The following is a 23,205-nucleotide window of genomic DNA, read 5'->3' as shown; positions in this document are numbered from 1 at the left end:
GGATGATGAGCAGGCAGCACGGGCTACCCGCTCAGGCAAATTAACTAGGCAATACGCAGTTCGGTTTCAGGATCGAACAAGACCGCTTTTTTTACATCCAGCACCAGCGGCAGCGTTGTGCCCGGGCCGCTAGCAGCACGTGGGTGCACGCGGGCGATCATCTCCACCCCGTTGACCTCGCTATAAATCATCGTATCCGGCCCCGTCGGCTCAGTGATTTTTACTTTGCAGACCAGTGCATCCGGGGTGTTTTCTACATCCCATTGCTCGGGTCGCACACCCAGAATCACCTTCTGCCCAACCCGCTCTTTCAGCCCGGCTCGATCTTGCAGAGCGATGAATTTGGGTGCCTCAACACCTTGCAAGGTCACACCCACCTGGCCATTTTGCTCAACCAGATGGCAAGGCAGGAAGTTCATTGAGGGCGAACCAATAAAGCCGGCCACAAACAGATTGGCGGGGCGCTCGTAAATATCCTCGGGGCTGCCAAACTGCTGAATCACACCGTCTTTCATCACCGCAATTTTGTCACCCAGCGTCATCGCCTCGATCTGATCGTGCGTCACATACACAATGGTGGTTTTGAGCCGCTGATGCAGTTGCTTGATTTCCACTCGCATTTCGACCCGCAGCTTGGCATCCAGATTCGAAAGCGGCTCATCAAACAAAAACAACTTCGGGTTACGCGCCAACGCTCGGCCCATCGCCACCCGCTGCCGCTGCCCGCCTGACAAGGCCGAGGGTTTACGATCAAGCAAGTGATCGATTTGCAGCATTTTGGCCACGCGGGCAATCACTTCGTTTTGCTCGGCCTTTGGCACACCGCGCGTTTCCATACCGAAGGCGATGTTTTGCCGCACATTCATGGTGGGATACAGCGCATAGCTCTGGAACACCATGGCGATATCGCGATCTTTGGGCGCGACTTCGTTAACTATACGATCAGCGATACAAACCTCACCACTGGTCGGGCTTTCGAGGCCAGCGATGATATTCATCAGCGTCGATTTGCCGCAGCCCGAGGGGCCAACCAGAATCAGAAATTCGCCCGCTTCGATATCGATATTGATCCCTTTCAGGATGTGGGTATCACCAAAGCTTTTGGTGACATTCTTGATGGCTAAAGCGCCCATAATTGTTTCTCCATCTGCTTGCACAGATACACCCATGGCGTATCTGGCTAAACTCAATATTTATTAAGGTTTATAGCCAGATACCCTAGCCTTTTACCGCACCTGCAGTCAGACCGCGCACGAAGTACTTACCTGCCAGCACATACACCACAATCGTTGGCAGCGCGGCAATCAGGGCGGCGGCCATATCAACGTTGTATTCCTTCACACTGGTGGAGGTATTGGCCAGATTGTTCAGCCCCACGGTGATTGGTTGTGCATCACCCGAGGCAAACACCACCCCGAACAGGAAGTCATTCCAAATCTGAGTAAATTGCCAGATCAAGGTCACCATGATGATCGGCGTGCTCATCGGCAGGATAATCCGCCAGAAAATCCGCCAGAAACCGGCCCCATCCAAGCGCGCCGCTTTGATCAGCTCATCCGGAATGCCGACGTAGTAGTTGCGGAAAAACAGAGTCGTTGAGGCAGTACCGCACACCACATGCACAAACACGAGCCCAGCCGTGGTATTGGCCAGCCCGAACAGCCCCAAGGTTTGCGCCATGGGCAACAGCAAGACCTGAAACGGCATGAACACACCAAACAAAATCAGGGCAAACACCACCTCCGAGCCGCGGAAACGCCATTTGGACAACACATAACCATTAATCGCCCCCAGCATGGTGGAGATCGCCACCGCCGGAATCACCATCTGCACCGAATTCCAAAAGTAGCCCGAGAGCCCATTACAGCTCACGCCGGTACATGCAGTACTCCAGGCCTTGCTCCAGGCGTCAAAGGTAATGCCAGCCGGCAGGGATAAGAGATTGCCGGCGCGGATTTCCTCGATGGATTTCACCGAGGTTGTCAGCATCACATACAGCGGCAACAGGTAATACAGGGCAGCAAATACCAGGGCTGCGTACAGCGCGGCGCGCCAGAATCGAGTCTCAGCCATGTTGATCTTTCCTTAATTCAGAGTACAGGTACGGCACCACAATCGCGGCCACAGTGGCCAGCATCATCATCGCGCTGGCGGCGCCCAGACCGGTCTGCCCACGGGTAAAGGCCATTGAATACATAAACGTCGCCGGAAGATCGGAAGAAAAGCCAGGGCCACCACCCGTCAAAGCCATCACCAGGTCAAAACTCTTGATGGCAATGTGCGACAAGATCATGAGCGTAGAGAACACCACCGGGCGCAGGGCCGGCAGAATGATCTTCCAGTAAATGCGCGGAAGGCTAGCACCGTCGATTTGCGCCGCTTTGATAATCGAATCATCCACGCCACGCAGGCCAGCCAGAAACAGCGCCATCACAAAACCGGACGATTGCCACAAACCGGCGATCACCACGGTGTAAATCGACATATCGGAATTCACCAGCCAATCAAAGGTAAAGCTGGTAAAGCCCCAATCGTGCATCAGTTTTTCTAGGCCCAAGCCAGGGTTGAGCATCCATTTCCAGGCGGTGCCCGTTACCACAAATGACAGTGCCATGGGGTAGAGATAAATAGTGCGGATAGCACCTTCGCCGCGTACTTTCTGATCGAGCAAAATCGCCAGCGTAATCCCGATGGCCATCGCGCCACCGATAAACAGCACGGCAAAAATGCCCAGATTGCGCACGGCCACCCACCAGCGCTCGTTTTCAAACAAGGCTTGGTATTGCACGAGGCCTGCCCACTCGTAATTGGGCAGCAAGCGCGATTCAGTAAACGACAGATAACCATTCCACGCGATGAAGCCATACAGGAACACCAGCGTGAGGAAGAACGACGGTGCAAGCACCAGACGCGGTAGCCAGCGCTCGGCAAAGCCGTAATGAGCATTTGGCGTAGCCATAGGGAACTCCTCAAAGAGCAGCCGGACAGAACGCCGGCTCAGGCGGGCCCGGCGGTCGCTGCCTAAGGACAGCGACCGACAGGTGTCAGAACAAACAACTAAAAGCTAAGGCTTATTTGGTTTTCGCAGCTTGGGTCAGTTTGGCGGCGGCGTCTTTTGCACTCATGCCGTCGTTATTCCAGAACTGGGTTACTGCGTCATACACCGCGCCCTGCGTAGCCGATTTCATCGCCATGCCGTGTGCCCATGATGGCACCAGCGAGCCTTTACCAGCCGAAGCTTTAAAGTCAGTCGCTGATTTTTGGCCACATTCGTCAAACTTGGCCATTGGCGCATCGGTGCGCGCTGGGATCGAGCCTTTGTTCAGGTTAAAGATTTCCTGGAAGGCGGGGCTCATCAGCGTCGAGGCCAAATCTTGCTGGCCTTTTTCCGCATCTTTGTTTTTCAGCTTGAACATCGCAAAGCTGTCGATATTGAAGGTGAAGGCGTTCGCGGTGCCAGGAGCGGCCACACACAGGAAGTCTTTACCAGGTACTTTGCCCGCAGCAAGGAATTCGCCTTTGGCCCAGTCACCCATAAACTGCATGGCGGCTTTGCCATTGATCACCATGCTGGTGGCCAGATTCCACTCGCGGCCGGCGGCGTTTTTATCGGTGAATGGTTTGAGTTTTTTGTAGGTTTCCAGCACTTTCACCATGGTTGGGCCAGACAGGGTGGCTGGGTCCAGCTGAACAAAGGCTTTCTTGTAGAAATCAACGCCACCTACACCAAGGGCAACTGATTCAAACACGGTGCTGTCTTGCCAAGGTTGGCCACCATAGGCCAATGGCTGGATGCCGGCTTTTTGCAGCGCGGCTGCGGTGACGAAGAATTCATCCCAAGTGGTGGGTACTTTGGCATTGGCTTTTTTCAAAAGCTCTGGGTTCACCCACAACCAGTTCACGCGGTGCACATTCACTGGGGCCGCAACATACTGGCCTTTGTATTTCATGACGTTGGACACGACGGGTGGCAGGACTTTATCCCAGCCTTCTTTTTTGGCCACGCTATCAATCGAAGCCAGTACACCTTCATCACCCCATTCCTGAATAGATGGGCCTTTGATCTGGGCGGCAGCTGGCGGGTTGCCCGACACCACACGGGTTTTCAGCGCGGTCATGGCGTTTTCACCACCACCACCGGCCACGGCAAAGTCTTTCCATTTATTGCCTTTGCCTTCCATCATTTTTTTCAACTCGGCTGCGGCTTTCGCTTCACCGCCGGAAGTCCAGTAGTGCAGCACTTCCACTTCCGCGGCTTGGGCGGCAAAGGCCACGCTCATGCTGGCGGCTACGATACCCCATTTCAGGTTGCGCATCTTCGAATCTCCAATCAGGTTATGTGTGTATGCCGAGCTTGTTTCCTGCCCGGTTGTAGCCAGAATACGCAGACTACACCCCGTAAGAAATCAGGTAATTTACCGTCAGGCTGACGCCCTAAGGTATCCACCTGATGCCAAGCTGAATACCTAGTACCCGAAACTGACAACGCAGCGGCGCTAGTGCTTTGATTTAAGATGAAAAAGCCTGCTAAAGTGGCGGGCATTTTGCGGGTATCTGCCTACGTGCCTTATATGGATTAACTTAACCAGACATACCCCATTATTGGGTCAACAGATCATCCAGCGGGATTTCTTTCAGCATGGCTGCCAGCTCCATGGCCGAATGCACTTTCATCTTGATAAAAATCCGCGCCCGATGCACCTCAACGGTTTTGGTGCTGATATCGAGGCGATCGGCGATCTGTTTATTGAGCTTACCCAGCATGATTTCTTTCAGTACATCGCGCTCGCGCGGCGTGAGCTCAGCCACCAGTTCGCTCACCTTCTGCTGATGCGCTTGGGCGCCGCGGCGCAGCGTATCTTGCTCCACACAGTTGCGCACCCGCTCCAAAAGCTCACGCTGATCGCAGGGCTTTTGTAGAAAATCAGTCGCACCATCTTTGAGTGCCGCCACCGCCATCGGGATATCGCCATGGCCGGTCAGGAAAATCACGGGTGGCAGATAGTTGCCTTGCTTCAGCTCGGTAAACAACTCCAAGCCACTCATGCCATCCATGCGCACATCGACAATCAGGCAGGCAAAACGGCTGGCGTCGCCTTCATCGAGAAAGTCTTCGGCCGACGGGTAATTCAGCGCCGTCCAGCCTTCGGTTTCCAGTAACAAGCTTAAAGAATCGCGTACGGCTTCATCGTCATCAATAATCGCGATCATCGGGATAGCGGCCATGCTTTACTCCAGCGTTAGGTCGGTTGGTTTGATTGTAGGCAGGCGAAAGCACATTTGCGTACCGCCCGCCGGATTAGCTTCGGCCCATAAATGGCCTTTGTGTTGCTCGATCACCGAGCGGCAAATGTTCAGCCCCATGCCCATGCCTTCGCGCTTGGTGGTGTAAAAAGGCTGAAACAGCTGATTCATATCGGCAATCCCGCAGCCGCGGTCGATTACTCGCACTTCTAATAATTCATCCCGCACTGTGGCCTGCAGGCGCAAGAGCCGCTCGCTGACCGGGGTGTCCTGCATGGCCTCCAGACCGTTTTTCAGCAGATTGAGAATCACCTGTTCCAGCATAACCGGATCGCCCAGCACCAGCGGGCACGGCTGCGGTAGCTCGACCTCCAGTCTGGATTTCAATTGCTGGGTCAGCGGCGCCAAGAGCGGCAATACCACATCCACCAGCTCGGTCAGCTGGCAAGGCTGTGGCTCGGATTTGCGCTTGGTAACCAGCTGGCGAATCCCGCGAATAATCTGCCCCGCCCGGCGTGCTTGCTCGGTCATTTTGACCAAGGTTTCCTGCACTTTGCCAATCGGTGGCTCGGGCTTATACAGCATGGTTTCGCAAGCGGCGCTGTAGCTGGAAATCGCGGCCAGCGGCTGATTAAGCTCATGCGCGAGGCTGGACGCCAGCTCACCCATATTCACCAGCCGCGCCGTGTGTTGCATCCGCTCATTTTGCTCGCGGGCGGCGTCTTCGGCTTCTTTGCGCGCGGTGATGTCGGTGCAGATTTCCAGCATGGCGCGGCGGCCGCCCAGCCAATCCACTTCCCGCCGTGCAATCTGATACACCCGCCCAGTATGCACATCCAGCTCTTCAATATCATGCTCGGTAGGGCAATACCCCTGCGCCCTTGGCCAAACCGCCCAGCAAAACTGCGCACCATTATCTTGTTGCAGCAAATGTTCAATCGCAAAACAATTTTGATGCCAGCGATTGCGATACAGCACTTCGCCGCTCTCAAGCTCGCTGACACACACTGCCACCGGCAAGCTTTCTAGCACCGTGCGCAGTTGCTGGCGCGATTGGCGCAAGGCCTCGCGATCCCGCTTGAGCTCGGTAATATCATTAATCGACGCCATCCAGCCGCGCTGCTCGCCCTTGCCGTCAATCAAGCGGGAGGAATACAGCCGCACATCAAAGCGCTCGCCATTTTTGCGCATATAGCGCAGCTCAAAGCCATTGGCCGGACTTTGCCCCGCCAAAATCGCCCGATGTGCGGCATCGCACTGGGCCAGCGCTTCGGGCGCCCAAAACGGGAACGGCGACTTCTGCCCTTGTAGCTCGTCCACACTCCAGCCCACCATGCGTGAAAAGGCCAGGTTGGCATATAAAATCCGCCCGGATTTATCCATAGCCCGCAAGCCCGTTACCAGCGAGTCTTCCATCGCGGAGCGAAAAGAAATTTCATCCTGCAACGCCAATTCGGCCAATTGCCGATCGCGCATGCGCAAACGCAGCAAATGTAGCGCCCACACCAGCAAAGCCAGCAACAGCGCCACCAGCACCAGCCAGCCCCAGTTATCCAGGCTAGGGGGCGGGTACAGCGGTTTGGCGATCAGGCGCACGCCTGAGCCGAGATTGCCAAAGGCCATCTCGCGTACTTCCGGGCCTTCGAGCTTGCGGTGAAATTCGCTGGGCGCCAACACGCGATTTTGCGAATCGACCAGCTGCAATTCATAGCGCTGCACCAGCCACCAGGGAATGCGCTGCTGCAACATCCGCTCCAAGCTATACGTCATCACCAGCGCACCATCAAAGCTGGCAAAGCGGAAAATCGGCACGATCTGCTGCATCAGCGGTTCTTCACGCTGAATCACATTGGTAAACAGCGGATAGCCCAGCGTGGCCACGCCATCAAAGGCTTCGCGAAATTTGGCATCGCTCCAGGCCGGCAGTACATCCGGGCGGCGGCTGTAAATCGGCATCCCGCCGATATAGCGCCCCTGCGCATCCACCCATTCCATGGCGAGGATTTCCGGATTATTTTTCATAATCGCTTCGCTGCGCACGCGAAAGTCTTCCAGATCAATTGAATCGGAAGCGAGCGAATACGCCAGGCTTTCCAGCGCATTCTGATTGCTTTGCAGACGCACGCGCAGCTCTTGCTCTTGCCAGAGCAGATCTTGGGCATAAGCGGCTTCGCGGCGGTTTTGCTCGGTTTGGCGGTTTTGCACCACGTAAAACGCCAACACACCCAGCAGCAAAAACACCAGTGCGTACGCCAGCCACCACGGCCAGTGGCGATGCCAGCGCTGCAACACAGCCATTAATAATCGTTTCGGGGCGGACATTCGGCGCAGGATAAGCGGCAAAAAGAAAACATAGCCATACCTTAATACCCGCAGCCGCCAGATGCCAGCAAGGCGCTGCGGGGCCGACATTTCAGCCACGGCGTGGCTTACAAGCCGGGGTTAGCTCCATCATGGCGCGCGCGGGGCGGCAGGCGGCTTGTCGCACGTGGGCAACAGACTTGCCGCAATAGCGGATGAAGTTAGTACCTTCTCACCTGAAAATTGGCAAAACCACTGTTAAAACAAGGTCTTTTTGCATTCAGATCAGACTCGCCAAGCGGCCAGAAGTCCGTATAATGGCGGCCTGTTTTGAATTCATACGGTTTGGCCGCTTTGGCCCGATCTGGGAGTACTGCTTGATGTCGCAAGTTGTTGTCTGTGCCATGTATAAATTTGTTGCCCTACCCGGCTTTGCCGCACTGCGCCAGCCTTTGCTGGATGAAATGCTGCAGCTGGGGATTCGCGGCACCTTGCTGCTGGCCAGCGAAGGCATTAATGGCACGGTCGCTGGCACGCAAGCGGGCATCGAGGCGCTACTGGCCTGGCTGGATCGCCAGCCGGGGCTGGAGTCGATTGGCTACAAACTCTCATATCACGATGCGATGCCATTCCAGCGCACCAAGGTGAAACTGAAAAAAGAAATCGTCACCATGGGGGTGGAAGGGATCGACCCGCGCAAAGTGGTGGGCACTTATGTAAAACCCAAAGACTGGAATGCGCTGATTAGCGACCCTGAAGTGCTGCTGATCGACACTCGCAATGATTACGAAGTGCAAATCGGTACATTCAAAGGCGCAATCAACCCCAAAACCGAGACTTTCCGCGAGTTTCCCGACTATGTGCAAAGCCAGCTCGATCCGGCCAAGCATAAAAAAGTTGCGATGTTCTGCACCGGTGGTATCCGCTGCGAAAAATCCACCGCCTACCTGAAAGAGCAAGGCTTTGACGAGGTGTATCACCTGGAAGGCGGGATTTTGAAATATCTCGAAGAAGTCCCCGCCGAGCAAACGATGTGGGAAGGCGAGTGTTTTGTATTTGATGACCGCGTGGCGGTAAATCATCAACTGCAAAAAGGCAGCTACGCCCAATGCCACGCTTGCCGTATGCCGCTCTCCAACGAAGAGCTGGCCAGCGAGCAGTATATCCCTGGGGCCTGCTGCCCACATTGCTTTGGCAAGCATACCCCTGCCCAGCAACAGCGTTTCCGCGAGCGCCACAAACAAATGCAGCTAGCGCAAGCCCGTGGCGAAGCGCATATCGGCAATGATGCCCAGCTCACCGCACAGGCGCATCGCGAAGCCAAAGAGCGTAAAAAAGCCGCCGACCGCGCCAAACAGCACAAAGAATAAGCTTAAGCCCAATAAAAAACCGCAGCCTGGCTGCGGTTTTTTATTGGGACTTGGCTAGGGGCTTAACTCAGAACCCCGCCCTGATAGCGAAAGAAATTCACTTCCACCCGCAGCTTTTGCGTCATTTCACCCAGCATGCTGGCCGATTCGCTCATACTAGCCACGGCGGCGGTGTTTTCATCCGTCATTTGCGCCACTTTTTCGACCTGTTGCGCGATCAGCTGGGTGCTGGTTTTTTGCTCGGTCAGGGCTTCGGCAATATTGCGTATCGCGCCATCTTCGCGCACCACATCATCGTGAATCGCCGCAATAGCCGAGCCGGCCTGGCCGGCAATCTCGGCGCAATCGTGCGCGCGCTGGGCGGTGGCGGTAATCGTGCTCACCGCCTCTTTGCTGGTGCTGTCGATGCGGCTCACCATTTGCTGAATATCAATCGTGGCCGCCGCAGTGCGCTCGGCCAGTTTGCGCACTTCATCGGCCACCACCGCAAAGCCGCGCCCCTGCTCACCGGCGCGCGCGGCTTCAATCGCGGCATTCAGGGCCAGCAGATTGGTTTGCTCGGCCACTTCTTTAATCACACTGACCACACTGCTGATCTTGTCGGCATCGGCGCCCAGCAGCGCGACTTTATCCGCTGCTTGCGCCACTTCCTGATCGATACTGATGATTTCGGTGACCGTTTGCTGGATTTGCGTGCTGCCGGCGCTAGCCGAGCGCAAGGTATGCTGGCCCATGGCGCGCGCATCGTCAGCATGATCGGCCACCTGCCCGATGGCCACCGTCATCTGCTCGACCGCCGCCGCCATCGCGCTGGTTGATTCTGCGCCCATCTGCGTGGCCTTGGTCACCTGCCCGCTGCTATTGGCAAGATTTTCGGTTTCGCGGGTGACGGTATCAATCGCTTTGGCCACATTGCCGACCAGCGATTGCATTTTGCTGGCCAGCTGATTGTAGGCGGTGGCGATGCTATCGATTTCATCGGCCCCGCTGACCGTTGCACGCAGGGTGAGATCCTGCCGCTCGGTGGCTTCATTCAGGCGATCGCGCAGGGCATTTATTTTGCGGGTCATGCCACTGATCACCCAGGCCGCAAACAGCGCGCCAAACAGCAGCGCCGCCACAATAAAGCCCACCGTGAGATTACGCGTGGTGGCGTAGTTGCGCTGCGCTAGCTCGAAGTTGTTTTTCGCCTCGGTCAGCTGCAAATCGACCAAGTGCGAGATCTGCCCAGAGACCGGATCAATCGCCGGATACAGGCTTTGGCGCGCAAACTGATCCAGCGCGGCGGCATCTTTGCGACTTAAAATCTGCTCCAGCCGATCGATTTCACGATCCGCTGTCTGCATCGCGGCAACGGTTTTTTTCACCAGCTCGGTTTCATCGCCGGTCATCTCGGTGGCGCTATACGATTGCCATTGCTGCTGAATCTTGGCTTGCGCCGCGCCGATATGTTTAAGCGCTTCGTCAGGACTAATAGTTTGATGATTGGCTTTATGCGTAGTATCGACAATATCAACGGCGTATTGGTCGGCCACGATTTTAAGTTGGGATAAAGGCATCACGCGGTCGTGATACGTTGTGGCAAAGGCTGCGTTGGTTTTCTCCAGCCCCTGCAACGCCAGAGAGCCCATCAGCGCCATTAACACCAACAGCCCAGCGCTGAGCACCAGCAGCTTTTGTTTGATCGTCATCCTGCTTCTCCGCAACGCAACAATACTTGTGTTGTAAACAATATCTTCAGCTTCCGGCAAGAAATTAGCTTAGGCCATGGATTGCCAGCGTGCCGGTTTTACGGTTCAATGCGCGCCATTGTTGAGGAAAACCGTATGAGCACACCGTCACCCTGTATCAATATCTGCCAGCTCGATGCGAGCGGCGCCTATTGCGTAGGTTGCCTGCGCACGCTGGAAGAGCTGCGCCAATGGGGTAAAGCCAGCGAAGAAGAAAAGCAAGCCATCTTGGCGCGCATTGAAGACTTGCAAGCCGCCAGCTTTGACTAAGGTATAAGCCTACAAGGCTTATAAAGCATAGCCCACAGGCCAATACCCCAATATCAGTCATGGATTAGTCCATAAAAAACCGGATCAACTGATCCGGTTTTTTACTTTTACTTCAGGGAAAGGCTTAATACAGCGCTGTAGCTTTGTAGAGTTTCACGCGGTTTTGCACCTGTTGCAGGCGAATCGCGATCAGCTGCTGCTCGGCCGCATACAAGGCACGCTGGCTTTCCAGTACATCCAGATACGCCCCCACGCCACGCTGATAGCGCGCCTCGGCAATCTGCAGCGCGCGCTGGGCAATCTGCACCTGCTCGCGCTGGCTTTGCCATTGCAGCTCATCGGTGCGCGCGCGCGTTAGGCCATCATTCACCTCGCGAAACGCGGTCTGAATCGCCTGCTCGTACTGCGCTAGGGCGATATCGCGATCGGCTTTGGCAATGTCCAGATTGGCCTGATTGCGGCCGCCATCAAAGATCGGCAAATTCAGCTGCGGGGCAAACAACCACACGCCCGAGCCAGACTGAAAGAGTTGCGAGAGCCGATCCGAGCTAAAGCCAGCGTTAGCAGTCAGCGTAATACTCGGGAAAAACGCCGCCCGCGCCGCGCCAATATTGGCATTGGCCGCTTGCAAGGCGTATTCGGCCTGCTGCACATCCGGGCGGCGCAGCAGCACGGCTGACGGCAGCTCTGCCGGCATCGGCGTGGCAGCGAGCGTGTTTTGCCATTCATCTGGCAACGCCTGTAGCGGCAGCGCACCACCCACCAATTGCTGCAGCGCTTGCCAGTCTTGTTGCACCAGCGCCTGATAGCGCGCCTGATCATTGCGTGCAGCAGCCAGTGCGCCGCGCGATTGCTGCACATCCAGCTCGCCAATCACCCCGACGGCAAAGCGTTTTTCAATCAGTGCATTGGCCGTATTGCGGCTCTGCAAGGTGGCTTCCACCTGGCGCAGCGTGGCCTGATCGGCGGCCAGCGTGTAATAGGCATTGGCCACTTCGGCAATCAGCGTCAGGCGCAGGCTTTGCTGCCCAGCTTGGCTGGCCAGATATTGCGCCAGCGCCGCGTTATTCAGGCTTTTGACCCGGCCGAAAAAATCCAGCTCATAGCTGCTTAAGCCAATTTTGGCGCTGTATTGGCGGCTGATGCCGCCATCACCCGAGGTGGGCCCTTGCGCGCTGCTGCCCGCCGTTAGCCCCAGCGTTGGCCAGCGATTAGCGTCGCTAATCTGATACTGGGCGCGCACTTTTTCTACATTCAGCGCCGCGATGCGGTAATCGCGGTTATTCAGCAGCGCCGCCCGAATCAGGCCTTGCAGCTGCGGTTCAACAAATAATTGCTCCCAGTGGGTATAGGCTTCAGGGGCTTTTATTTCTTGCCCTGTAGCCGTATACCCGCCAGTAAGTTGCTCAGCCACCGGGCTAGCCGGGCGCTGATAATCCGGCGCCAGGCTGGCGCAACCGCCCAGCGCAGCTGCGAGCAGTAGCGATAATATCGTCCGCGTCATTAACGTGGCTCCTTATTCGGTTCGGCCGCACGATAACGGCTGGCCGAGAAATAACGGCTGATCAGCACAAAGAACACCGGCACAAAGAAAATACCCAGCACGGTGGCGGTGAGCATGCCGCCCAATACCCCGGTACCAATCGCATTTTGCGCGCCCGAGCCCGCCCCACCGGCCAGTGCCAACGGCAACACGCCAAAGCCAAAGGCCAGTGAGGTCATCACAATCGGCCGCAAGCGCATATGTACGGCTTTTAGCGTGGCGGCCATCAGCTCCATGCCATCGTCCACCAGCTCTTTGGCAAACTCGACGATCAGAATGGCGTTTTTCGCCGACAAACCAATTGTGGTCAGCAAGCCCACCTGGAAATACACGTCATTGCTCAAGCCTCGGCCCATTGTCGCGGCCAGCGCACCAATCACGCCCAAAGGCACCACCAGCATCACCGAGAACGGAATCGACCAGCTTTCATACAGCGCCGCCAAGCACAAGAACACAATCAGCAGTGACAAGGCATACAGCGCTGGCGCCTGCGCCCCCGCTTCGCGCTCTTCCAGCGACAAGCCGCTCCATTCATAGCCAATGCCCGGTGGCAATTTGGCGATCATGGCTTCCATGGCTTTCATCGCATCGCCCGAGCTCTTACCCGGCGCCGCCTGGCCCTGGATATTCATCGAAGGCACGCTGTTGTAGCGGGTTAAGCGGGGTGAGCCGTAATCCCAACTGCTGCTGGCAAAAGCCGAGAAGGGCACCATCTGGCCGCTGGCGTTTTTCACATACCAGCGATTCAGATCTTCGGGCTGCATCCGGAACGGTGCATCCGCTTGCAGATACACTTTTTTCACCCGGCCGCGATCAACAAAATCGTTGATGTAGGCCGAGCCCCACGCAGCGGCCAAGGTCTGGTTGATGTCGGCAATCGACAAGCCCAGTGCGCTGGCTTTTTCCTGATCGATATCGAGCCGCAGCTGGGCCGAATCCGGCTGGCCATTCGGGCGAACACCCACCACATTCGGGTCTTTGGCCGCCATACCCAGCAGCATATTGCGCGCTTCGGTCAGCTTTTCGTGCCCAACACCGCCACGATCTTGCAGCTGCAGATCAAAGCCGGAGGCATTGCCCAGCTCCATCACTGCCGGTGGCGCAAAGGCAAACACCATCGCTTCCTTGATCTGGGCAAAGGCGCCATAGGCACGTCCCATCACCGCTTGCACATGCTGTTGCGGGCCATGCCGCTCGGACCAGTCTTTGAGCATCACAAAGCCAATCCCGGCATTTTGGCCACTACCGCCAAAACTGAAACCGGCCACCGTAAAGATCGAAGCGACGTTGTCTTTCTCATCCACGAGGAAATGCTTTTCGACTTTTTCCAGCACCGAAACGGTTTGCTCTTGGGTCGAGCCCGCGGGCAACATCACCTGGGTAAACAAGATGCCCTGATCTTCATCCGGCAGGAAAGACGTTGGCAGGCGCATAAACATCGCCACCATCACGCCCACCAGCACCAGATACACCACCATATAGCGGCCAGATTTCACCAACCAGCGGCTCACCACATTCTGGTAGCGGGCGTTCAGCGCTTCAAACTGGCGATTAAACCAGCCAAAGAAGCCATGCGTGCCATGCTGGCCGCCTTTGGGCAGCGGCTTGAGCAAAGTCGCGCACAAGGCCGGGCTCAGCGTGAGGGCAACCAAGACCGACAGGGCCATGGCCGACACCACAGTGATCGAGAACTGGCGATAAATCACCCCGGTCGAGCCCCCAAAGAAGGCCATTGGGATAAATACGGCAGGAGCACCAGCGCAATCCCCACCAGTGCGCCGGTGATTTGCGACATCGATTTGCGCGTGGCTTCTTTGGGGGTAAGTCCTTCTTCGCTCATCACCCGCTCGACGTTTTCGACCACCACGATGGCGTCATCCACCAAGAGACCAATCGCCAAGACCATCCCGAACATGGTGAGGGTGTTGATCGAAAAGCCAAACACCGCCATCACCCCGAATGTACCCAACAGCACCACAGGTACGGCAATGGTAGGAATCAGCGTGGCGCGGAAATTCTGCAAGAAGAGATACATCACGCAGAACACCAAGATCACCGCTTCTACCAGTGTTTTGACGACTTCTTCGATCGATAGCTTCACGAAAGGAGTAGTGTCATACGGCACCACCACATCCATGCCGGCGGGGAAATACGGCTGCATTTCAGCCATTTTGGCGCGCACGAGTTTAGCGGTTTCCAGCGCATTGGCGCCGGTGGCCAAGTTAATCCCGATCCCGGCTGCCGGTTTACCGTTATAGCGGCTATCCACGTCGTAGCTTTCAGCACCGCGCTCAACGCGGGCGACGTCACTTAAGCGAATTTGCCCACCATCGGCTTTCACCCGCAGCAAAATGCGGCCAAACTGCTCGGGCGACTCCAAGCGGCTTTGCGCGATGATCGCCGCATTCAGCCGCTGACCCGGTACTGAAGGCATGCCCCCCAGCTGCCCTGCCGACACCTGCGCGTTTTGCGCTTTGATGGCATTGATCACGTCTTGAGTAGTCAGCTTGTAATTGGCCAGCTTGGTCGGGTCGATCCAGATCCGCATGGCGTATTGCGCACCAAACAGCTGCACATTACCCACGCCATTAATCCGGCTGATTGGGTCGACAATATTGGCTGCGGCGTAGTCGGCCAGATCGGTTTTGGTCATATTGCCGTCTTTGGACACAAACCCCACCACCATCAGAAAGCTCGATGATGATTTGGTGACCGTCACGCCCTGCTGCTGCACTTCTTGCGGCAATTGGGTGAGCGCCAGCTGCAGCTTATTTTGCACCTGCACTTGGGCAATATCCGGATCGGCATCGGCCTCAAAACTGAGGGTAATGCTCACCGAGCCAGATTCATCGCTGCTTGAGCTGATATACCTTAGCTTGTCGATCCCCTTCATCTTTTGCTCGATCACCTGCGTCACCGAGTCTTCCACCGTTTGCGCTGCCGCTCCCGGATAGAATGCCGAAATGGTAATGGCCGGAGGAGCCACCGGCGGATATTGCTCCACCGCCAGCCCGCGAATAGCCAGTATCCCGCCCAGCATGATCATCAATGCGATCACCCAGGCGAAAATAGGCCGATCAATAAAAAAACGCGCCATCCTGCTCTCCTTTACTGCTGCGCCGCTGCGCTAGCCTTGGCTGCGCTTTTGGCCAATTCGGCTTTTACAACTGCGCCGGCTTGGACTTTTTGCAGCCCTTCGATGATGACTTGTTCGGTGCCTTTCAGGCCTTCGGTAATCAGCCACTGATCACCCACGGCCCGTGCGGTTTTTACCGGCACGGCTTGGACTTTGCTCTGGGCATCCACCACCATCACCATCGCGCCACCGTTCGGCATGCGCACCACGGCTTGTTGTGGCACCAGTACAGCGTTTTTCACATTGGCCGCGGTGAGTTTGGCGCGCACAAACATGCCTGGCAGCAGGGTTTTCTCTGGGTTGGGCACCAGTACCCGCAAGGTGACCCCGCCGGTTTCTGGATCTACCGTGGCGTCGGCAAATTGCAGCGTGCCGGGGTGCGCGTATTCGCGGCCATCTTCGGTCAGCAACTTCACAGGCAGGCCCTGTTTATCAGGTTGCGCCCCCGCAAATTGTGCCTTCAAGCGCAGCAGCTCGGCGCTGGATTGGCTAATGTCGACATAAATCGGATCCAGCTGCTGGACGGTGGTGAGTGCGCTGGCCTGACCCACAGCCAGCAAAGCGCCTTCGGTCGCGGCCGATTTGCCAATCCGTCCGCTAATCGGCGAGGTAATCGCGCTGTAGTTCAGATTGATACGCGCCGCTTGTTGCGCAGCTTTCGCCGCTGCCACGTCGGCCCGCGCTTGCAGATAGGCAGCTTGCGCATCGTCGTTGTCTTGTTTGCTCACGCCATTAATCGCCACCAGCTCTTGGTAGCGCTCGGCTTTGAGCTTGGAGCTAGCCAAATTGGCTTCCGCCTTGACCAAGGTAGCGCTGGCGCTATCAAAGCTGGCTTTGTAGCTGGCGTCGTCAAGTTGATACAGCACTTGCCCGGCTTTAACTTCACCGCCTTCGGTAAAGAGGCGTTTTTGAATAATCCCGCCTACTTGCGGGCGGATTTCCGCCACGCGGTATGGCACGGTACGGCCAGGCAGTTCGTGTTCAACTTGCACATCGCGGGCGGCGAGTTGCACGGTAGTGACTGGGATAGGGCCTTGGGCACCGGCGCCGCCTTGGTCACCCTGCTGGCCGCAAGCACTGAGGGCCGCCGCCAGTAGCGTCATGGTCAGCAGGTGCGGCAATTTATTCAGCTGTTTATGCATGGATATGGATTCTCATGTTCAGTGGCAATCAACGAAGCCAACCAGAAAACCGCTGGCCAGCTCGGCAGAATTGGGCATAAACTAGAATGATCATTCTAGAATGAACGATCATTCTAGTTTTCTAGCGAAAAAATGACAAGTCAGTATAATTCCCGCCCGATACGGCTTGATGAAACATGGAATCTGTGAACAAATGACCCCGCAAGCGCTTGATGATGCAGGCTTTGATAAAGCCGAGCTGCGCCGCCAGCAGGTGCTGGATGCCGCCGCCAGCTGCTTTCGCCACGCCGGCTTTCATGCCGCCAGCATGTCGGCCATTGCCAAAGCCGCGGGCATGAGCGTTGGCCACATCTATCATTACTTCGCCAACAAAGAAGCGATTATCGAGGCCATCATCGAGCAGGAGCAGCATCGGCAATTGGAAATTATCAATATGCTGCTCGCCGCCCCCAATACCATGCAGGCGCTGATCGATCATGCCGATCAGGCATTGGCCGACAGCCTAGATCTTAAAAACTCGGCGCTTAATTTTGAAATGATTGCCGAAGCATCGCGCAACCCGAAAGTCGCCGAGATGATGCAACGCTCCAATCGGGTGCTGCATGAATGTGGCCGGCTGATTATCAGCAAAGGCCGGGTGGGCTTGCCGCCGATTAGCGATGAAGACATTAATGCGCGCTGCGATTTGATTATTTCACTGTTCGAAGGCCTCAGCGTACGTTCGATTAGTAATCCCAACATCAATACCGCGGCGGTATTGCCGCTACTACAGAGCGCCATCCAGCAACTGGTGCGTAGCTAAGCATGCGGATAGTTGTGGACTGACATAAAAAAGCCACCCGTAGGTGGCTTTTTTACGCTTAGCGAGTGATGGGCTTGTAGCGAATCCGTTTCGGTTTCGCGCCCTCTTCACCCAAGCGTTTTTTCTTATCGGCTTCGTACTCTTGGTAGTTACCGTCAAAGAAAGTCCATTGTGATTCACCTTCGGCCGCCAGAATGTGCGTGGCGATCCGGTCGAGGAACCAGCGATCATGGGAAATCACAAACGCCGTACCGGCAAACTCCAGCAAGGCGTCTTCCAATGCGCGCAGGGTTTCGACATCAAGGTCATTTGATGGCTCGTCCAGCAGCAGGACATTGCCGCCTTTCAGCAGCGTTTTGGCCAAATGCAAACGACCACGCTCACCACCCGATAGATTACCCACCAGCTTTTGCTGATCGCCACCTTTAAAGTTAAAGCGGCCCAGATAAGCCCGGCTGCTCATCTCGAATTTGCCGACCTGAATCACATCATGGCCAGCAGCGACGTCATCAAACACCGTCTTGTTGCTATCGAGGCCTTCGCGACTTTGCTCTACAAACGCCATTTGTACGGTTTGGCCGATTTCCACTTCACCGCTATCGGGCTGCTCTTTACCAGCCAGCATTTTAAACAGCGTAGATTTACCGGCACCATTCGGGCCGATAATGCCGACGATCGCACCGGCAGGCACATTAAAGCTCAGATTATCGATCAGCAGACGATCGCCAAAGCCTTTGGATACATTTTTAAACTCAATCACTTTATCGCCCAAACGCTCAGCAACTGGAATAAAGATTTCTTGCGTTTCATTGCGCTTTTGGTGTTCGTAGCTGCTCAGCTCTTCAAAGCGGGCAATCCGCGCTTTGGATTTAGCCTGACGGCCTTTTGGATTTTGGCGCACCCACTCCAGCTCTTTATTCAGCGCTTTTTGGCGGGCAGATTCTTGCGACTCTTCCAGTTTCAGCCGAGCTTCTTTTTGCTCCAGCCAAGAGGAGTAATTGCCTTTCCAAGGAATACCGTGGCCGCGATCCAGCTCCAGAATCCACTCGGCAGCGTTATCGAGGAAGTAGCGATCGTGCGTTACCGCCACCACGGTACCCGGGAAGCGCACCAGAAACTGCTCCAGCCACTCTACCGACTCGGCATCCAAGTGGTTGGTTGGCTCGTCCAGCAACAACATATCAGGCTTAGACAGCAATAATTTGCACAGGGCAACACGGCGCTTTTCACCACCGGATAGATTACCCACCATGGCATCCCATTCGGGCAAGCGCAGCGCATCGGCGGCGATTTCCAGTTGCAGCTCGGTGTTTTCACCTGAGCTTGCAGCAATGATGGCTTCGAGGCGGGCTTGCTCTTCGGCCAGCTTATCGAAGTCGGCATCCGGATCGGCATACGCGGCGTACACTTCTTCCAGCTTGGCTTTGGCTTCAAAGACCTCACCCAAACCACTTTCAACTTCTTGGCGCACGGTATTGTTTGGGTTTAGCTCAGGCTCTTGAGCCAGATAGCCGATTTTGACGCCAGGCAGATGCTGCACTTCACCGTCGTATTCTTTCTCAACGCCGGCCATGATCTTCAGCACGGTCGATTTACCGGCACCATTCAAACCCAGCAGACCGATTTTGGCGCCGGGGAAGAACGAGAGCGAAATATCTTTGATGATTTGCCGTTTCGGCGGCACGATCTTGCTCACGCGGAGCATCGACATCACGTATTGAGCCATGGGTGTTCCTTTGCAAATGATTGCGCGGAGTGTAGCAAAAATCCGCCCTGCCCGGCCAGCCACACAAGATACCCTGCCACCGTATCTGCTCACCTAGCTCAATACAATTAAATTACAACAATATACCCATCATGCCGACAGTGGTGCCGGCCAGACACCGGCAGCTGCTTTACCGCTAGCTGCCAGTACTGGCTGGCCAAACTCGCTTTCTTGCGCGGCACAAGCTAGGCGATGCTTGATACGGCCAATGTGCGTCACCAGCCCCTGCCCATCGGCCGTGACATACAAGCCCAGCTGCTGACTGGCTACCGCGCGCAGCGCGATCGGCAAGCGCGCAATCATGCCAGCTGAAAGCAGGCGTGCCGCGCCGGGAAAGGCGGGCTGCGCTAAGTATTCAATCAGCGCGATGGGCGCGCCAACTTGTTTTAATTCGGTAAACGCTGCACTGCTAAGGCGGAAACGGAAAGCCATGCCAGACACCTCATATAGAACGTACGTTCACAATAAGACATCATCGCAAGCCGCGCAAGCACAAAGTGAACGAATGTTCTATTTGCAATACGCCGGTACAACACACCGCTAATCCGGCTAAGTGGCATGAACTACTCGGGCAGCGTACAGTCAGAAGAGAGCAGTACATGCATGTGCGGAGGTGCAAAATGGCCTTAAATATCAACACCAATGTCAGCAGCCTGACCGCGTTGCGCAGCGGCAACAACGTGCAGGAAACGCAAAACCGCACATTGGCCAGTATCGCCAGTGGTAAGCGAATTAACTCGGCAGCCGATGATGCGGCGGGTCTGGCGATTGCCGAGCGGTTTGCAGCCCAAATCCTTGGCAATAATCAGGCGGTACGCAATCTGAATGATGCGGTATCAGTGAGCCAAACTGCGGATGGCGCGCTCAGTAGCTTAAGCGACAACACCAGCCGCATTCGTGAGCTGACTGTCGCGGCTGGTAATAGCACACTGACGGCCAGCGATCGGCAAGCACTGCAGGCCGAAGTCGATCAGCTGCAGCAAAGCAATCAAGACATCATCCAAAACACCCAATTTAATGGCCAGCCACTGCTTCAAGGCAGTAGTTTTAATTTTCAGGCTGGGGCGAATGCCAACCAGAATCTGGGGCTGAATCTGGACAATTTGGGTAACAGCGCCAGCAATGTCGATTTGAGTAACGCCAGTAGCATCGGCGATGCGCTTGATCGCCTGGATAGCAGCTTGGCCAATATTAATGCTCAGCGCGGCAATCTGGGCGCGTTTCAAAGCCGGGTGGAGGCCAGTATTAATAATCTAACCACCAGCAGCATTAACCAAGCCGCCGCCAGAAGCCGCATTGCCGATACCGATTACGCCAGCGCCACAGCGCAACGCGCCCAGCAAGACATCCTCTCGCAAGCCAATCTGGCGATGCAGGCGCAGGCCAATGCCAGCGGTAAACAGGTGCTTAGCCTCTTGAAATAAACCAGCGCTGATCGGTAATTGAGCGCACTGTTGAAATCAAACCAAACCAATTAGCGACCGCCCAGCTCATACCCCCACCGGTATGGGCTGCTGCTTTTTGCTGCACATAAGTCGTAGGGCAATACCCCAGCCCAGCACAACAGGATTTCCGGCACTGCAAGTGCACGCCGTGGCTATGGCATAATGGCCGCTTGTTTAGGCATTTAATTTGGTATGCATAAATTCGCCGGCTGGCAAACTCCGTTGGTACTGGCGCCACGCGCCCTTCACCCCTGGCTGAATGAACGTGGCTCGCTCACGCAGCGTTTGAAAGCGCACTTTCCCGACTTTTCCGTCCAGGTTTTACGGCAAGATTTTGCGCGCCCGCACCGGGATGAACGCCGCCCGCTCGCTGCCGGAGTGGCCGAAGTGGCCACCCGCGAAGTGCTGCTGTGCAGTCGTGGGCAGGCCTTGGTCTTTGCCCATAGCGTGGTGAAACGCTCAGCCTTACGTAGTGGCTTTCATTTGCTTGGCCGCACCGGCAGTCGCCCACTGGGCGCCCTACTCTTTGCCGACCCCACAATCCGCCGTTCGGCGTTAAGCTTTGCCTGCCTTGATCGTCGCCACCCATTGTGGCAAAAAGCGAATCAGGCCTGCGGCCCTTTGCCTGCCCGCTTATGGGCCCGCCGCTCGTTTTTTTATGCCGGCCAAGATGCACTGCTAGTTACCGAAGTTTTTTTACCGCCTGCTTTTTAAAAACCACACCATGCCCACTGCCACAACCGTGAAGCAACGCCTTTCCGCCTATGCCCGCCTTGCTCGGCTGGATAAACCCATCGGTACCTTGCTGCTGTTGTGGCCGACGCTGTGGGGCTTGTGGCTGGCCGGTAACGGCCGGCCCGATTGGCACTTGGTGCTCATTTTTGGCCTGGGCACACTGCTGATGCGCTCGGCGGGCTGCGTGATCAATGATTGGGCGGATCGGGATTTTGATGGTCATGTCGAGCGCACCCAGGCCCGCCCACTGGCTGCGGGGGAAGTCGCCCCCCGTGAAGCATTGTGGCTTGCTGCCGGCTTGGCCCTTTTGGCGCTGTTGATTGCCTTGCCACTTAATCAGTTGGCTTTGCTGTTGTGTTTGCCGGCCGCTTTTTTGGCGGGCAGCTATCCATTCACCAAACGCTTCTTGGCCATCCCGCAGGCCTATTTGGGCATTGCTTTTAGTTTTGGCATCCCGATGGCTTTTGCCGCGCAAACCGGGCAAGTGCCACTGCTGGCGTGGGTGCTCATGTTCGCTAATTTACTATGGACGGTCGCCTACGACACCGAATACGCCATGGTAGACAAACCCGACGACTTAAAAATCGGTATCAAAACCTCGGCGATTACCTTTGGTCAGCATGACGTGACCGCGGTAATGCTCTGCCATGCTGGCTTTGTGCTTTTATTGGCTGTGTGCGGGCTATTAGCTGAAATGGGCTCGGTGTACTTCGCCGGCTTGCTGGCCGTAGCGCTACTCATTGCTCGGCAATATCCGCAAATTCGCGCGCGAGATCGGCAGCAGTGCTTTCAGGCGTTTTTAAGTAATAACCGGGTCGGTGCGCTGGTGTTTGCACTGATCATACTGGATTACGGACTACGCTAATGCGCGCTTGGGATCGCGGCGAAGCCGCCCAGCTCTTGCGGCAGCTTTCCGACCACGAAGCCGGCAACTGCCGCCAATGGTACTGGCTGGAAATTGCTGCGGCGCAAGGCAAGGCCAGCAGCAGCTGGCGCACGCGTTTAATGGGTATCTTACTCAAAGTATTGGGTATCAATGCCTGCGTAGCAATACTCCAGCAGGGTAATCTGCCAGGTTTGGCCCTTTATGCCCCCAATCTACAGCGCTGGCAGCAACACAGCCAGCAAATCATGCTGGATCAATTGCTGTTTCTGGGTTGCGCCCTCGGGCTAGGCTTTGGGCTGGGGCTCCTACCCGCCAGCTTGCAATTGCTGTGCTGGCTCTACCCGCTGATTTTCTTGCCGCTATATTGCTGGCGCCACTGGCCACGCGCCAAGGCAACAAATTCCACGCAGCCTGATGCGCCCAGCGACGAGGCCCTACCCGGCCCGGAAGCGGCGCTGGGCCTTCTCGGGATTGCCCTAGCGGCAGAAATCCAGCCAAGCCATGCCCAGCAGTTAATTCAGGGGCTCAAAGCCGGTAATGATGAATGCGGCCATCGACTTGGGGAGCTAATACCCGAGCTGCGCCCCGATGCGACGCTGGATCACTTCCAGCATGGCTGCACAGCCCTCGCTGCTGGCCTGATTCCCGCCGGCCTGGCGTGCTTGTGTTTGTCTGTGCTACCGAGTTACTGGGGCTTGCTGCTGACTGGTTTACTCTTTGCTGGCTGGATTTACTGGCAGCATTCGCGGCAAGTCTTACTCACCACCGCCGCCGCGTGGCTGGGCTGCGCCGCTTTGGGCAAGCTGCGCCATTGGCTGTGAAACAGCCACAGCTTG

18 protein-coding genes and 1 pseudogene are annotated in these 23,205 nt (G+C 56.2%); 7 read left to right on the top strand and 12 right to left on the bottom strand.

The features are described from left to right. Window positions 1-44 precede the first annotated feature (44 nt). The 6 genes from G482_RS0103430 to G482_RS0103405 all read right to left on the bottom strand — a co-directional run bounded on the left by G482_RS0103430 (window position 45) and on the right by G482_RS0103405 (window position 7,542). Window positions 45-1,133 (bottom strand): ABC transporter ATP-binding protein, encoded by a 1,089-nt coding sequence (locus tag G482_RS0103430; RefSeq protein WP_028448858.1) that lies wholly within the window; start codon window positions 1,131-1,133, stop codon window positions 45-47. Window positions 1,134-1,218: 85 nt separating this feature from the next. After that, a complete protein-coding gene (locus tag G482_RS0103425) occupies window positions 1,219-2,073 on the bottom strand; it encodes a carbohydrate ABC transporter permease (protein ID WP_028448857.1) in 855 nt (284 codons plus the stop codon). After that, window positions 2,066-2,959, bottom strand: coding sequence for a carbohydrate ABC transporter permease (locus G482_RS0103420; RefSeq protein ID WP_028448856.1), 894 nt, complete (start codon window positions 2,957-2,959; stop codon window positions 2,066-2,068). Before G482_RS0103420 ends, G482_RS0103425 begins: the two co-directional genes overlap by 8 nt. A 112-nt stretch (window positions 2,960-3,071) precedes the next feature. Continuing rightward, on the bottom strand, window positions 3,072-4,316 hold the full coding sequence (locus G482_RS0103415; protein WP_028448855.1) for an ABC transporter substrate-binding protein: 1,245 nt from the start codon (window positions 4,314-4,316) through the stop codon (window positions 3,072-3,074). Between the two features lie 283 nt (window positions 4,317-4,599). After that, window positions 4,600-5,226, bottom strand: a complete 627-nt coding sequence (locus tag G482_RS0103410; protein ID WP_028448854.1) for a response regulator transcription factor — start codon at window positions 5,224-5,226, stop codon at window positions 4,600-4,602. 3 nt (window positions 5,227-5,229) lie between these two features. Further along, window positions 5,230-7,542: a PAS domain-containing sensor histidine kinase gene (locus G482_RS0103405; protein WP_028448853.1), complete on the bottom strand. Its 2,313-nt coding sequence runs from the start codon at window positions 7,540-7,542 to the stop codon at window positions 5,230-5,232. 383 nt (window positions 7,543-7,925) lie between these two features. Here G482_RS0103405 and trhO point away from each other — a divergent pair, with 383 nt between their 5' ends. After that, entirely contained in the window at window positions 7,926-8,915 is a 990-nt protein-coding gene (trhO, locus tag G482_RS0103400; RefSeq protein WP_028448852.1) for an oxygen-dependent tRNA uridine(34) hydroxylase TrhO, read from the top strand. Window positions 8,916-8,977: 62 nt separating this feature from the next. On the opposite strand, the gene G482_RS0103395 is transcribed toward trhO, so the two are convergent. Then, the gene (locus tag G482_RS0103395; protein ID WP_028448851.1) at window positions 8,978-10,606 is read right to left on the bottom strand and encodes a methyl-accepting chemotaxis protein; all 1,629 of its coding nucleotides are present in this window, start codon (window positions 10,604-10,606) and stop codon (window positions 8,978-8,980) included. 135 nt (window positions 10,607-10,741) lie between these two features. Between G482_RS0103395 and G482_RS19990 the strand changes: the two genes are divergently transcribed. Further along, on the top strand, window positions 10,742-10,915 hold the full coding sequence (locus G482_RS19990; RefSeq protein ID WP_081986590.1) for a DUF1289 domain-containing protein: 174 nt from the start codon (window positions 10,742-10,744) through the stop codon (window positions 10,913-10,915). Window positions 10,916-11,039: 124 nt separating this feature from the next. On the opposite strand, the gene G482_RS0103385 is transcribed toward G482_RS19990, so the two are convergent. From G482_RS0103385 to G482_RS0103375, 3 genes and pseudogenes are all read right to left on the bottom strand, one after another. Then, entirely contained in the window at window positions 11,040-12,419 is a 1,380-nt protein-coding gene (locus tag G482_RS0103385; RefSeq protein ID WP_028448850.1) for an efflux transporter outer membrane subunit, read from the bottom strand. Then, window positions 12,419-15,498: pseudogene (locus G482_RS17100) on the bottom strand (efflux RND transporter permease subunit). Before G482_RS17100 ends, G482_RS0103385 begins: the two are co-directional and overlap by 1 nt. 68 nt (window positions 15,499-15,566) lie before the next feature. Further along, window positions 15,567-16,736 carry an efflux RND transporter periplasmic adaptor subunit gene (locus G482_RS0103375; protein WP_028448849.1) on the bottom strand — a complete coding sequence of 390 codons (1,170 nt, stop codon included), beginning with the start codon at window positions 16,734-16,736 and terminating at the stop codon, window positions 15,567-15,569. Between the two features lie 169 nt (window positions 16,737-16,905). Here G482_RS0103375 and G482_RS0103370 point away from each other — a divergent pair, with 169 nt between their 5' ends. Beyond that, window positions 16,906-17,538, top strand: coding sequence for a TetR/AcrR family transcriptional regulator (locus G482_RS0103370; protein ID WP_084414437.1), 633 nt, complete (start codon window positions 16,906-16,908; stop codon window positions 17,536-17,538). A gap of 58 nt (window positions 17,539-17,596) precedes the next feature. Here G482_RS0103370 and ettA read toward each other — a convergent pair whose 3' ends face one another. After that, on the bottom strand, window positions 17,597-19,264 hold the full coding sequence (gene ettA / locus G482_RS0103365; RefSeq protein ID WP_028448847.1) for an energy-dependent translational throttle protein EttA: 1,668 nt from the start codon (window positions 19,262-19,264) through the stop codon (window positions 17,597-17,599). Window positions 19,265-19,393: 129 nt separating this feature from the next. Next, window positions 19,394-19,735 (bottom strand): hypothetical protein, encoded by a 342-nt coding sequence (locus G482_RS0103360; RefSeq protein WP_028448846.1) that lies wholly within the window; start codon window positions 19,733-19,735, stop codon window positions 19,394-19,396. Window positions 19,736-19,923: 188 nt separating this feature from the next. Between G482_RS0103360 and G482_RS0103355 the strand changes: the two genes are divergently transcribed. From G482_RS0103355 to G482_RS0103340, 4 genes are all read left to right on the top strand, one after another. Beyond that, complete coding sequence (locus G482_RS0103355; RefSeq protein WP_028448845.1) at window positions 19,924-20,727, top strand: flagellin N-terminal helical domain-containing protein; 804 nt, start codon at window positions 19,924-19,926, stop codon at window positions 20,725-20,727. A gap of 213 nt (window positions 20,728-20,940) precedes the next feature. Further along, window positions 20,941-21,462, top strand: a complete 522-nt coding sequence (locus G482_RS0103350) for a chorismate--pyruvate lyase family protein (protein WP_028448844.1) — start codon at window positions 20,941-20,943, stop codon at window positions 21,460-21,462. A 10-nt stretch (window positions 21,463-21,472) separates the two neighbouring features. Next, window positions 21,473-22,348, top strand: coding sequence for a 4-hydroxybenzoate octaprenyltransferase (gene ubiA, locus G482_RS0103345; protein WP_028448843.1), 876 nt, complete (start codon window positions 21,473-21,475; stop codon window positions 22,346-22,348). Beyond that, window positions 22,348-23,190 carry a hypothetical protein gene (locus tag G482_RS0103340; protein WP_028448842.1) on the top strand — a complete coding sequence of 281 codons (843 nt, stop codon included), beginning with the start codon at window positions 22,348-22,350 and terminating at the stop codon, window positions 23,188-23,190. The genes ubiA and G482_RS0103340 overlap by 1 nt, the downstream gene beginning before the upstream one ends. Window positions 23,191-23,205: the final 15 nt, after the last annotated feature.

Origin of the sequence: Chitinibacter tainanensis DSM 15459, assembly GCF_000429785.1 — a bacterium.
GTDB classification, from domain to species: domain Bacteria; phylum Pseudomonadota; class Gammaproteobacteria; order Burkholderiales; family Chitinibacteraceae; genus Chitinibacter; species Chitinibacter tainanensis.
Note: the sequence above shows the minus strand (reverse complement) of the source record. Positions and strands in the feature narration are given on the sequence as shown.

Bases quoted from the DNA above. Each gene is read 5' to 3' on its own strand.
- G482_RS0103360 (WP_028448846.1), bottom strand. From the start codon at position 19,735: ATGGCTTTCCGTTTCCGCCTTAGCAGTGCAGCGTTTACCGAATTAAAA.
- trhO (WP_028448852.1), top strand. From the start codon at position 7,926: ATGTCGCAAGTTGTTGTCTGTGCCATGTATAAATTTGTTGCCCTACCC.
- G482_RS0103405 (WP_028448853.1), bottom strand. From the start codon at position 7,542: ATGGCTGTGTTGCAGCGCTGGCATCGCCACTGGCCGTGGTGGCTGGCG.
- G482_RS0103385 (WP_028448850.1), bottom strand. From the start codon at position 12,419: ATGACGCGGACGATATTATCGCTACTGCTCGCAGCTGCGCTGGGCGGT.
- G482_RS0103370 (WP_084414437.1), top strand. From the start codon at position 16,906: ATGAAACATGGAATCTGTGAACAAATGACCCCGCAAGCGCTTGATGAT.
- G482_RS0103340 (WP_028448842.1), top strand. From the start codon at position 22,348: ATGCGCGCTTGGGATCGCGGCGAAGCCGCCCAGCTCTTGCGGCAGCTT.
- G482_RS19990 (WP_081986590.1), top strand. From the start codon at position 10,742: ATGAGCACACCGTCACCCTGTATCAATATCTGCCAGCTCGATGCGAGC.
- G482_RS0103395 (WP_028448851.1), bottom strand. From the start codon at position 10,606: ATGACGATCAAACAAAAGCTGCTGGTGCTCAGCGCTGGGCTGTTGGTG.
- G482_RS0103430 (WP_028448858.1), bottom strand. From the start codon at position 1,133: ATGGGCGCTTTAGCCATCAAGAATGTCACCAAAAGCTTTGGTGATACC.
- G482_RS0103420 (WP_028448856.1), bottom strand. From the start codon at position 2,959: ATGGCTACGCCAAATGCTCATTACGGCTTTGCCGAGCGCTGGCTACCG.
- G482_RS0103415 (WP_028448855.1), bottom strand. From the start codon at position 4,316: ATGCGCAACCTGAAATGGGGTATCGTAGCCGCCAGCATGAGCGTGGCC.
- ettA (WP_028448847.1), bottom strand. From the start codon at position 19,264: ATGGCTCAATACGTGATGTCGATGCTCCGCGTGAGCAAGATCGTGCCG.
- G482_RS0103425 (WP_028448857.1), bottom strand. From the start codon at position 2,073: ATGGCTGAGACTCGATTCTGGCGCGCCGCGCTGTACGCAGCCCTGGTA.
- G482_RS0103375 (WP_028448849.1), bottom strand. From the start codon at position 16,736: ATGCATAAACAGCTGAATAAATTGCCGCACCTGCTGACCATGACGCTA.
- G482_RS0103350 (WP_028448844.1), top strand. From the start codon at position 20,941: ATGCATAAATTCGCCGGCTGGCAAACTCCGTTGGTACTGGCGCCACGC.
- G482_RS0103410 (WP_028448854.1), bottom strand. From the start codon at position 5,226: ATGGCCGCTATCCCGATGATCGCGATTATTGATGACGATGAAGCCGTA.
- G482_RS0103355 (WP_028448845.1), top strand. From the start codon at position 19,924: ATGGCCTTAAATATCAACACCAATGTCAGCAGCCTGACCGCGTTGCGC.
- ubiA (WP_028448843.1), top strand. From the start codon at position 21,473: ATGCCCACTGCCACAACCGTGAAGCAACGCCTTTCCGCCTATGCCCGC.